General features: G+C 56.2%; 8 protein-coding genes, 1 tRNA gene and 1 pseudogene. 7 read left to right on the top strand and 3 right to left on the bottom strand.

Features of this window, described 5'->3' with window-relative positions; all coding sequences use genetic code 11:
- Together AC2FLP_RS20630 and AC2FLP_RS20635 are read left to right on the top strand one after the other, a co-directional pair.
- The coding region (locus AC2FLP_RS20630) for a COG4223 family protein (protein WP_299902798.1) at window positions 1-1,093 on the top strand (1,093 nt) is incomplete at its 5' end.
- A gap of 10 nt (window positions 1,094-1,103) precedes the next feature.
- The gene (locus AC2FLP_RS20635; protein WP_299902795.1) at window positions 1,104-2,597 is read left to right on the top strand and encodes a heme biosynthesis protein HemY; all 1,494 of its coding nucleotides are present in this window, start codon (window positions 1,104-1,106) and stop codon (window positions 2,595-2,597) included.
- A 49-nt stretch (window positions 2,598-2,646) separates the two neighbouring features.
- Here AC2FLP_RS20635 and AC2FLP_RS20640 read toward each other — a convergent pair whose 3' ends face one another.
- Window positions 2,647-3,483 carry an IS110 family transposase gene (locus tag AC2FLP_RS20640; protein ID WP_496686104.1) on the bottom strand — a complete coding sequence of 279 codons (837 nt, stop codon included), beginning with the start codon at window positions 3,481-3,483 and terminating at the stop codon, window positions 2,647-2,649.
- A 538-nt stretch (window positions 3,484-4,021) separates the two neighbouring features.
- Between AC2FLP_RS20640 and AC2FLP_RS20645 the strand changes: the two are divergent.
- From AC2FLP_RS20645 to AC2FLP_RS20655, 3 genes and pseudogenes are all read left to right on the top strand, one after another.
- A pseudogene (locus AC2FLP_RS20645) lies at window positions 4,022-4,242 on the top strand (transposase); the annotation flags it as partial.
- Window positions 4,243-4,358: 116 nt separating this feature from the next.
- On the top strand, window positions 4,359-5,321 hold the full coding sequence (locus AC2FLP_RS20650; protein ID WP_496686101.1) for a transposase: 963 nt from the start codon (window positions 4,359-4,361) through the stop codon (window positions 5,319-5,321).
- Between the two features lie 366 nt (window positions 5,322-5,687).
- On the top strand, window positions 5,688-6,590 hold the full coding sequence (locus AC2FLP_RS20655; protein ID WP_496686098.1) for a class I SAM-dependent methyltransferase: 903 nt from the start codon (window positions 5,688-5,690) through the stop codon (window positions 6,588-6,590).
- A gap of 751 nt (window positions 6,591-7,341) precedes the next feature.
- Here the strand turns inward: AC2FLP_RS20655 and AC2FLP_RS20660 are convergent.
- Window positions 7,342-7,428 (bottom strand) — tRNA-Leu (locus AC2FLP_RS20660).
- A gap of 201 nt (window positions 7,429-7,629) precedes the next feature.
- On the opposite strand from AC2FLP_RS20660, the gene AC2FLP_RS20665 reads away from it, so the two are divergent.
- The gene (locus tag AC2FLP_RS20665) at window positions 7,630-8,613 is read left to right on the top strand and encodes a complex I NDUFA9 subunit family protein (protein ID WP_496686096.1); all 984 of its coding nucleotides are present in this window, start codon (window positions 7,630-7,632) and stop codon (window positions 8,611-8,613) included.
- Here the strand turns inward: AC2FLP_RS20665 and AC2FLP_RS20670 are convergent, their stop codons facing one another.
- On the bottom strand, window positions 8,614-9,417 hold the full coding sequence (locus AC2FLP_RS20670) for an undecaprenyl-diphosphate phosphatase (protein ID WP_496686093.1): 804 nt from the start codon (window positions 9,415-9,417) through the stop codon (window positions 8,614-8,616).
- 230 nt (window positions 9,418-9,647) lie between these two features.
- Here AC2FLP_RS20670 and AC2FLP_RS20675 point away from each other — a divergent pair, with 230 nt between their 5' ends.
- A complete protein-coding gene (locus AC2FLP_RS20675) occupies window positions 9,648-11,081 on the top strand; it encodes an NAD(P)-dependent oxidoreductase (RefSeq protein ID WP_117871150.1) in 1,434 nt (477 codons plus the stop codon).
- The last annotated feature ends 2 nt before the right edge of the window (window positions 11,082-11,083 follow it).

Consider the following 11,083-nt stretch of genomic DNA (forward strand, 5'->3'; position numbering starts at 1 on the left):
CGAAGCCGAAGCCGAAGCCGAAGCCGAAGCCGAAGCCGAAGCCGAAGCCGAAGCCGAAGCCGAAGCCGAAGCCGAAGAAATCGCTCCGGTCGAGGAAAAAGTTGTTGAGCGCGTCGTTGAAAAGCGTGGCGGGTTTGTGCCTGCTTTGCTGGGTGGTGCCATTGCAGCCGCTGTCGGGTTTGCGCTGGGCAATGGTGGGCTATTGTCAGGTGGCTCTGACACTTCGGATACCTTGGCGGCGTTGGAGTCCAAACTGGCAGACCAATCCGACCAGGTTGCCAAACTGTCGCAAGAGCTTGCAAACAGTCCGGATGTTGCCGGTTTGACGGATCAGGTCAAAGCGCTGTCCGACAAACTGACACCCGTGGAAGGTGACCTGAGTGCGATCAAATCTACTGTGGATACGCTGTCAGGCCAGATCGGACCATTGTCAGACCGAATCGCGACGCTGGAGAAGACCCCGATCGAATCCAGCGTGTCGCCCGAATCCATGGCCGCCTTTGAAGCTGAGCTGAAGAAGCTTCAGGATTCTCTGGCCTCGCAACGTGCCGAAGTTGAAAAAATGGTTTCGGACGCTCAGGCGCTTGAGGCAAAAGCATCAGCCGACGTGCAAACTGCGGCAAATGCCGCTGTTCTGTCCCGCTTGCATGGCCAGTTGGATGCGGGCCAGCCCTATTCCGATCTTGTTGCGGAACTGAAGGCAGGCGGTGTGGATGTGCCGGATGCTCTGTCCGGGCCGGCTGAGAAAGGTGTGGAAACCCTCTCCTCTCTGCGGGCCAGCTTCGCGCCTGCGGCCCGAGCAGCGCTGGCAGAAGCGCGTGATGCCGACAAGGGCACTGGCCTGATTGCCTTCCTGCAACGTCAAACAGGCGCGCGGTCGGTCATGCCCCAGGAAGGGGATGGGCCAGATGCCGTCCTGTCACGTGCACAGGCTGCGCTCGCGGACGGAGACCTGGTCAAAGCCCTGAGTGAATTGAAATCACTTCCCGAAGCGGCACAGGCCGCAATGGCCGATTGGGAACAGGCGGCCCAAACACGGGTCGCGGCCGTCGATGCGGCGAATACACTGGCTTCCAGCCTGAACTCGAACTGAAGGACCTGCCATGCTGTGGTCACTGTTTAAGATCCTTGTTTTTGTTGCGATTATCGGCCTGCTGGCGCTGGGCGGTCACTTCCTGATGCAAACCAGTGGCGGGGTTCAGATCACCGTCGCGGGCACAGAATTCACGCTGGGGCCGCTTCAGTCAGTGATCGCGCTGGGTGTGTTGGTCATTGCAGTCTGGCTGTTTTTCAAGTTGCTCAGCCTGCTGATCGCAACGCTGAAATTCCTGAACGGTGACGAAACTGCCTTGTCCCGGTATTTTGACCGAAATCGCGAGCAAAAGGGATATCAGGCGCTGGCTGATGGCCTGATGGCGCTGGCCTCGGGCGAAGGGCGCGTGGCGATGACCAAAGCCACCAAGGCCGAAAAACTGTTGAACAAGCCTGAGCTGACAGATCTGTTTGTGGCACAGGCCGCCGAGATGACCGGTGACACGAAAAAGGCATCGGATACTTATAAAAAACTGGTGACCAACAACGCGACCCGGTTTGTTGGCGTACGCGGGATCATGAAGCAGAAGCTGGCCGAAGGTGATGATGAAACGGCCCGCAAACTTGCCGAGAAGGCCCTGGCGATCAAACCGCGTCACGAAGAGACGCAGGATGTGTTGCTGAACCTGCAAACCAAGGCGCAGGATTGGGCCGGGGCGCGTTCGACCCTGACCTCCAAGTTGAAGGCCGGGTATTTGCCGCGCGATGTTTTCAAACGGCGCGATGCTGTACTGGCCTTGTCCGAAGCCAAAGGCATTCTGGACGAAGACGCGACCGTCGAACAGCAGGAGCGCGCGATCGAAGCCAATCGTCTGTCGCCCGATCTGGTGCCTGCCGCTGCCATGGCCGCCCGCGCGTATATCGCCAAAGGCAAACCCCGGGCTGCGACCAAGATTCTGAAAAAAGCATGGGAGGTTCAGCCACACCCGGATCTGGCCCATGCCTTTGCCGAAATCGTACCGGATGAAACTCCCGAGCAACGTATCAAGAGGTTCACGGCGCTAACCCGCATTCACCCCGAGAATATGGAAACGCGCCTGATTCTGGCAGAATTGAACATCGTGGCCGAGGATTTCCCCGAAGCCCGCCGTGCGTTGGGTGATTTGGTTGAAAAGCAAGGTGATGCGCGCGCCTACACGTTGATGGCTGCGATCGAACGTGGCGAGGGGGCCTCGGACGCCGTTGTGCAAGGCTGGTTGGCCAGGGCGCTGAATGCGCCGCGTGGTCCGCAATGGGTGTGTACCAACTGCCATGATATCCAACCCGAATGGGGGCCGGTCTGCCAGAACTGCGGAAGCTTCGACACACTCAGTTGGCAAACGCCGCAAACGCACGAGATCGCAAGCGCGACCGGCGTACACATGTTGCCATTGATCGTTGGTGCGCTTGAGGATCAATCAGAAGAGCCCGAAGTCGCGGAACCTGTAGATGAGGTCGATGTGGTCGAAGTGGCGGCAGACGCCGTAGAGGTTGCAGAGGAAGCCGAGGCTCAAAAGCAGGCCTGAGCCCCGCGACGCCCAACTATCAATTGTCGGCCCTGGCAACTGTTTCTTTTTATGCAGGTTGAGGTGTCCATTTCTGGCGCGTTTTGCAGAGAGCGTTTGCGGCTGTGACAAGCTTTCTTGCAACAGCAGTGATGATGACCTTGTGTGGTTTTCCGGCGACGCATAGGCGGTTGGCGACTGTCTTGAGGACTGGATTGTGATGGCTGACGACGAGAGCGGCCTGGAACATCACATGCCGTAGCAATCGTCGGCCACCGCCAATTGTGCGCCGACCACGCATGGGTCCGCTGTCATGTGCAATTGGCTCAAGGACTGCGAGCGCGGCGGCTTGCTCGCCGGTGATCTGGCCGAGTTCTGGCATCTCTATGATCGGCATGGTGCAGGCAACCGGTCTGATCCCGGGAACGGAACGCGGGATGCCAGCCGTCGTGGCAAGGCTCTCATTTGTGGCAATGATATGTTCGATCCGGGCCTCAAGCTCTGCAATCTGATAATCCAGCAGGTCTTTCAATTTGGCATCCATGGCTTCGAACATGTCAGCCAATCCCAGCTTCCCATGCTCCTTGATCTGCGCCAGAAGCCGCTTTCGCGTCTCGACAAGTTGTCCGCGCTTGGACAGCAAGGCTCTGAGAAGACGTATCTTTGCATGTGGGAGGTTGCGCCTTGCATCAGGTCGGAAATCCATGAACTGCGCAATGAGTTCTGCATCGATCCTGTCCGTTTTCGCCCTCGTGCCTCGGCTGGCCGCGAAAGCCTTTATTTGAGCTGGCGGCAATTTCCGCGTCGTGACCCCTTCTGCGTCAAGGCCAGACCACAGATGCCATTCCTGCCCGCTGGTGGCTTCCAAGCAGACACGGGCATTTTGTGAGAGCGCCAGGTCGCCCAAGCGTACGTGTCCTTCATGGTATTGGGCATTCGCAGTCTTTGGTTGCTTGGCAGGCAATAAATATCCAGCTCATCGCGGCTGACCTCCATGCCCCCTCTCCTCTAGGCAGATTGCTTCGCAATCACCTGCCGGACAATCGATGATCGCAGCCTGTGTTACCGTATCCATAGTCTCTTCCTTCTGATCCGTGGTCCAACTTGGCCACATGCAACTGTTCGAGATGATGAAGAGAGACGGTGCTGGCTGGCCAGCAAACGTGGTCGAACCCACAAGGCTCAGATGGCATACACCGCCTCGTCAGCAGCCTCGGCCAAAGTCGCTGACGGGGGCCGCATAACAGAGTGGAGATACAGAAGGCTCGGGACCTGTTGATTTCCGCTTAGCCTCATGACTCACTGGGTTCGAAATGGCGGTGAATATGTCTGACCTTTTCTGGTTGAGCGACGCGCAGATGGCGCGTCTTGAGCCCTTCTTCCCGAAGCCCCACGTTAAGCCTGGTATTGATGTTAGGCGTGTGTTGAGCGGCCTGCCGAAGGTCGATTTGTTCAGAGAAGCGTTACAAGGCACAGGGATACGCGCCCGCATCCCGGGCCGAAAGCAATGCAAGAAAACCGACAAGTACGACAAGCGCCGCAACCGGTTTGAAATCGTGTTTGGCAGGCTCAAGGACTAGCGGCGCGTCGCGACATGCAACGACAGGTGTCCGAAGGTTTTCCTTCAGCCATTTCCCTGACCGCTCTCTTCATTTGCTTGCCATGAGTCATCGGGTAATTTGTGGTTGCTTCCCTCGGAGCTGAAAGAGGGCTCACAGTTCTGGCTGGTGAAGCTGATGGAAGGAAGCAACCATGAAACACTATGTCTGACTGGATCTGTCGATGGACAGCATGCAGGTTTGCGTCGTCGATGAAAACGGTGGGAAAGTGGCCTCGATGAAGGTCGAGAGCGCGCCTGACCAGATCGCAGGTGCGTTGGATCGAGTCGGTGACATTGAGGGAGCGGTGATCGAATCCGGCCGCATGCCGGCGGCAATCTGCCACGGCTTGCGAGCTCCTGGCGTTCCCGTTGTGTGCATAGGCGCGCGGCAGGCGCATCAGAACGTAAAGGCATTAAAGGTGAACAAGACTGACCCGCATGATGCAACCGGGCTGCCGCAATTTGCCAGGGCAGGTTTCTACAAGGAAGTGCATGTCAAATCTGCGGCCGCCCATGGTGCGCGCTGTGTCATCGCGATGTGCAGTCATCTCGTTGAAGCCCCGCTGCGGCTCAAAACCACGATCCGAAGGATATGTGCAACTCTCAGGTTCAAGCCCGGCCCCGGTCAGGGCATGTCGTTCATCGACCGGGTGATGACTGCTGCAGATATATCGGGCACTCGCCAGAGAATCACAGCGCTGGTCGCCACCAGAGCCGGGGTGGTGGAACAGATCAGGCAACTGGATCGTGTCTTGCTTGAGTTCGCTCACCAATCGTCGGCCTGCAGGCAGCTCATGAGTATACCCGGCGTTGGCGTTCAAACTTCCGCCGCTTCCGCAGCCATGGATCAAGCTGACCGCTTCCGGCAATCGCGCACAGTAGACGCCCACTTCGGATTGGTCCCCGGGCGTCACCAATCCGGGGAAATCGATTGGACAGGACGCATCACCAGACAGGATGACAGCATGGTCTGCAAGCTGCTCTACGAAGCGGCCAACTCGATCCTGACGCGCAGTCGTGACAACTTCGCCCTCGCAACCAGGGCCCAGAAGGTCGCCAAACGCCGAGACTTGAGAAAGGCACGCGTGGCGCCTGCCGTTATCAAGCACGCGATGCTGCGTGACGGAGCTGTGTTCGAAGCGTGAGGTGAGATAGAAATCATTTGCCAGCGGTGAAGCCGGAAAGCTGATCCGAGGGCAGTGTCCCAAGAGGGAACGCAGGGACGAACGATCTGCAAAGGTTACCGGATGGGCCCAGGAGCCCGCTTCGAGTCAACGCAACCTTCGGCCTTGTGAAACCCGATACAGTACGATCGGCTCACAGCAATCGGTGCGGACAGACCCTTGAAACCCTCAAGGGAAACACCGCCAAGCTCCACAAATTACAGATCCTGACCCTAAGAGCTTTAGCAAGACATTGCCCGTCGACTGAAGGTCCGTAATTCAATCAATTGTAATCGAGCATTTCGTGACGTACCTAACGAGCATTATTCCAGATCCAGGGCACCGGGTATGAAAGACTTGTATGAAAGCTTCAATGAGAAAACCGATGCAGATTGGCTTCAGCTATGGCTGGATAAAGCCGAAAATAAAGGAGGCGAGCTTGCAAGCGCTCTCCCCAACTTTCCTCCAAATGATATTCAAGTCGAATTTGTCGGAAGCGCGCTTTCCAGTGCAATCAGAGAAGCGTATGGGTTTTATGTGCACGCAAAGAAGATGCTTTCAACGTACGGCGAAAACCCGAGCAAAGATGATTGCTTCTTGGATTTCGGATGTGGTTGGGGACGTTATATCCGTTTGTTTTCGAAAGATTATCCAAGCCAATCTATATTCGCCGCAGATGTGAATGCCGACATCATTGATGAGTGCCGGAAAAGAGGTCTTCCGGGCGAGTTCATGCATATTTCCCCATTGGGTGAGTTTTCGCTGCCCGAAGGCAAGATTTCGTCTGCGATGGCGTATTCAGTTTTCACGCATCTTCCAGAGCATGTTCATTTGCATTGGCGTACCGAGCTCGCGCGCGTTACTAAACCTGGCGCCGTTCTGGTGATCACGGTCCAGCCGAAGCGATTCCTGAGATATATTGAGAATCGCGGGCGCGAGATATTGGGCCCGAAAATATTTGGAAACAGAATTGGTTTGCTTCGTCACTTCCAACTTGGAAAACGAAGAGGTTCGAACGCTTGGCACAAGCTACTTGCAGAGTCCGCAGATATGGTGCCCGAGTTTACCTCGCTTTATGACAGCGGCGAACTGGTCTTCATGGAAGGCACAGATGGCAACAAGATTTACGGCGATGCGATCGTGCCAGTTTCATATATCGAGGAGAACTGGGCCCCGGACTTCAAAGTCGTCGACGTCGTAGATGACAAATCCAGGTTTGCTCAATCGGTCATAACGCTCAAACGGATTTGAACAACAAGCAATTCATGCGGGTTTTCAATCCAGATAAAGCAGACACGTAACGGGTTGCAGCGATCAACGCGAGATCGCCAGCTTTCAATTTATGCGCGAAAGCGCTTGTCGAAGAAATCAATCTTCGGATTCGCCACGCCTTGCAGACATTCGCCAGGCCTCATGAGCGATAAGCTGGCTGCGGGCGCGGCAGTCATTCGTCCATGGCAATGGAAGGATGCAAAACACCGTTTCACTTTTTGGTCTCGGACACAGAAAGTGTGAGGATCCGGTTTCTTTTGAGATAAGCCAAGAGAACCGTCTGATGCGTCTATACGGGATCAGGCAAACCGGAACCGGAGGATCAGCGCCGTCATCTTGAGGGTGGAGATGCCCAGGGGCCGGCTTAGACAACCAGTCTCCAGCGTGCCGACACCCATTCCTTCTGCTGCTCAAGTGTCGGCACGCCTTTTGACAGAAATCGGCGGTGATGCCGCGAAGAAAGCGGTTCTGGAGCGAGCCCGGTTAGTGGGGCGGTGCAGTTGTCGAGGATAGCTTGGGTTTGTCAGGCTCTCGTCGAGAGAAGCATTTCGCAGACAGTGTGCGCGGAGGATTTGCCTGTCGCTTTGATCTCCGTTCTCGGAGCTTCAGCGAGTAGATTCTGGTCGGGATGCGGAACCCATAGTGTGGAGCAGTTTGCAGGGCAATTTGAGAGGTCAGAATGGCAAAACCCCCTTAAAATCATGTAATATTGATTTTTGGGGGTTGATTTTGGTGCCCAGGAGAGGACTCGAACCTCCACGTCCATACGGACACTAGCACCTGAAGCTAGCGCGTCTACCAATTCCGCCACCTGGGCAGGTGTCGTGGAGGGGCGTTTAAGCCTAGTGGTGGGAGGCGTCAACCAGATTCGGTGAGATTTTTTGAAGTTTTTTGAATTCGGTTCCCGGTCGGTGTTTTCGGCCCATGATTTTCACGGCCGTCGCGGCGAATTAGCGCCTTGTTTGACTGGCCTGCGGGCGTTAGTTCTAGGGCGCAATTTCTCAGCAGGAGCCCTCTCATGTCAAAACTGGTGACGATTTATGGCGGATCGGGATTTGTCGGTCGCTACATCGCGCGGCGCATGGCGAGTGAGGGTTGGCGTGTCCGGGTGGCGGTGCGACGTCCGAACGAGGCCATGTTCGTGAAACCCTACGGTGCCGTGGGCCAGGTCGAGCCGGTGCTGTGCAATATCCGGGATGATGCCTCGGTGGCGCTGGCGATGCAGAGCGCCGATGCGGTTGTAAACTGCGTGGGCGTACTGAACGAACATGGCAAGAACGGTTTTGATACCGTACAGGCCGAAGGAGCTGAACGCATCGCGCGTTTGGCGGCCGAGCAGGGCATCAAGCGGATGGTTCATATCTCGGCCATCGGTGCAGATTCGAATTCAGCCAGCGCGTATTCTCGGACCAAAGCACATGGTGAAACGGGCGTTTTGAAGCATATGCCAGACGCCGTGATCCTGCGCCCTTCGGTGATTTTTGGCACGGAAGACCAGTTCTTCAACCGCTTCGCCGGGATGACCCGCATGGGACCGTTCCTGCCTCTGGTCGGGGCCGAAACCAAGTTCCAGCCGGTTTTTGTAGACGATGTGGCGCAGGCTGCCGTCAAAGGTGTTCTGGGACAGGCAGAGCCGGGTATTTACGAACTTGGCGGCCCCGAGGTGAAAACCTTCCGCGCCCTGATGCAGCAAATGCTTGAAGTGATTCACCGTCGCCGCGTCATAATCGGTCTGCCATTCTTTGCTGCCCGGATTATGGCGAATGTGCTGGATATGGTTAAGTTTGTCAGTTTCCAGCTGTTCCCCAACAACATCTTGACCCGCGACCAGCTCAAGAACCTGCGCCATGACAATGTGGTATCCGACGGTGCCAAGTCATTTGCAGATCTTGGGATTGAACCGACCACGCTGGAATCGGTTCTGCCGGAATATCTGTGGAAATTCCGCCCCTCGGGTCAGTATGACGACATTCAGAACTCTGCTAAAAACCTGCGTATCTGATCAGCTGTAGGCCATGATCAAAAGTATCACGCCAAGAATGACGCGGTAGATAACGTAGGGTGTGAAGCTGACACTGCGCAAAAGCCGCATCATCAGGCTTAGCGCCAGAAGGGCCGAAAGAAATGCAAATAGCGCCGCAATGGCCCCATCCCGGGCCAGTTGCATATCCACCTCGCGCACCACATCCAGTGCCAGCAGAGTGCCTGACGCCAGAATCGTCGGGATCGACATCAGCATGGCAATCCGCGCACCGTCTTCACGGGTGTATCCCAATTGACGCGCACCTGTGATGGTAATCCCGGATCGCGACGTGCCGGGGATCAGCGCAAGAACCTGCCACAGGCCCATGATGAACGCGTCACGTATTCCCCATTCGGCGGCTTCTTTGGTTTCGGGGGCTTTCTGGTCCACCCAATACAGCAACAGACCGAAACCCAGCATTGTCCATCCGATTACTGTGATCGAGCGCATGGCCGCGCTCATCCCCGTCACGTGCAGAATGAGGCCCGCGATCACGGTAGGAACAGTTGCAATGATCAGGCCCAGAGCAAGGCGGGACTCAGGTGTATCCGCCCGACCGGTCAGGGCGCGAGGAAATCCGGCTACGGCCTGCTTCACATCCGACCAGAAATACAGCACCACGGCACCCAAGGTTCCCACATGAACTGCGATATCAATGGCCTGGCCCTGATCCTTCAACCCAGACAGGCTGGGCAATAGGATCAGGTGACCGGATGAGGATATGGGCAAAAACTCAGTGATTCCCTGAATGATTGCTACGAGAATCAAGTGGAAAAGACTCATCTGCCCTGCCGTGTAGCTGCCACGTGTTTTATGCGGTTTATGGGTATAAGGGCGGTACAGAAAAAGAAAGCACGCATAAAGGTCCGATTCGGATCTAAATTTTCTGGTTACCTTTTACTTTTTTAAGCGGCGGACGGTATTTTCTTAAAATAGGTCAGCATACATGACTTTTCATCCAGATGCTCTTCCCTTAAAGAAACTGGACCAAGCCAATTCATGGAGTCTGACCCGTGGCCAAGCAACCGATGCTGAAATTTGTACAGATCGACCGCGTCATGCCGGAAAAGCGTGGTGCCAATGACCGCAAGGACGACTTTGACGAGATCTATACCGAGTTCGCCGCTGAAAAAGCGGCCGAGCAGGCGAGTCGGTGCAGCCAATGCGGTGTTCCGTACTGCCAGTCGCATTGTCCGTTGCACAACAATATCCCCGACTGGTTGCGCCTGACTGCGACCGGACGTCTGGAAGAAGCCTACCATACCAGTCAGGCCACCAATACCTTCCCCGAGATCTGCGGCCGCATCTGCCCGCAGGATCGTCTTTGTGAGGGCAACTGCGTGATTGAACAGTCGGGCCATGGAACAGTTACGATTGGTACGATCGAGAAATACATCACGGATACCGCGTGGGAAAAAGGCTGGGTCAAACCGGTCGCTCCATCGACTGAACGTACTGAAAGCGTGGGTATCATTGGTGGAGGCCCCGGAGGGTTGGCCGCCGCGGACATGCTGCGCCAGGCGGGAATCCAAGTCACGGTATACGATCGTTATGACCGTGCCGGTGGTCTGCTGATGTATGGCATTCCGGGTTTCAAACTGGAAAAGGATGTTGTTCAGCGCCGCAATGACCTGCTTGCTGATGGTGGGGTTGAGTTTGTTCTGAACTGCAACGTGGACGTGGCAAAGTTCCAAGAAATCCGGGCCAAGCATGATGCCGTTATCATTGCGACTGGCGTCTACAAGTCGCGAGACTTGGCCATGCCGGGCAGCGGACTGGCCGGGATTGAGAAGGCAATCGACTTCCTGACGGCCTCGAACCGAAAAAGCTTTGGCGACGAGGTTGAAGATTTTGACAACGGTCGCTTGAATGCGGACGGCAAGAAGGTTGTCGTGATTGGCGGTGGAGACACCGCGATGGATTGTGTTCGCACTTCGATCCGTCAGGGCGCGACTTCTGTCAAATGCCTGTATCGCCGGAACCGGGCCAACATGCCGGGTTCACAGCGTGAAACGCAGAACGCTGAAGAAGAAGGCGTGATCTTCGAATGGCTCAGCGCACCCAAAGGGTTCACGGGTGAAGACACTGTTTCGGGTGTGATCGTGCAAAAGATGCGCCTGGGACAGCCAGACGCGTCAGGTCGTCAGGCCCCCGAAGTCATCGAAGGCGCGGACTATGTCGAAGACGCTGATCTTGTTATCAAGGCGCTCGGCTTCGAGCCTGAAGACCTGCCCACGCTGTTCGGACAACCCGACCTGCCGGTCACCCGCTGGGGGACGATCAGGGCTGCGTTCCAAACCGGTGAGACCGAGATGGATGGAGTCTATGCAATCGGTGACATCGTGCGTGGTGCCTCTCTGGTAGTTTGGGCGATCCGTGACGGCCGCGACTGCGCCGATGCGATCATCGACCGCTTCAATGCAAAATCTGCTGTTGCAGCCGAATAATC

Source organism: Ruegeria sp. CDSA141 (assembly GCF_059612005.1).

What these genes read in the sequence shown, in the direction of transcription:
- AC2FLP_RS20635 (WP_299902795.1), top strand. Translation starts at nt 1,104, where the DNA reads ATGCTGTGGTCACTGTTTAAGATCCTTGTTTTTGTTGCGATTATCGGC.
- AC2FLP_RS20650 (WP_496686101.1), top strand. Translation starts at nt 4,359, where the DNA reads ATGGACAGCATGCAGGTTTGCGTCGTCGATGAAAACGGTGGGAAAGTG.
- AC2FLP_RS20655 (WP_496686098.1), top strand. Translation starts at nt 5,688, where the DNA reads ATGAAAGACTTGTATGAAAGCTTCAATGAGAAAACCGATGCAGATTGG.
- AC2FLP_RS20665 (WP_496686096.1), top strand. Translation starts at nt 7,630, where the DNA reads ATGTCAAAACTGGTGACGATTTATGGCGGATCGGGATTTGTCGGTCGC.
- AC2FLP_RS20670 (WP_496686093.1), bottom strand. Translation starts at nt 9,417, where the DNA reads ATGAGTCTTTTCCACTTGATTCTCGTAGCAATCATTCAGGGAATCACT.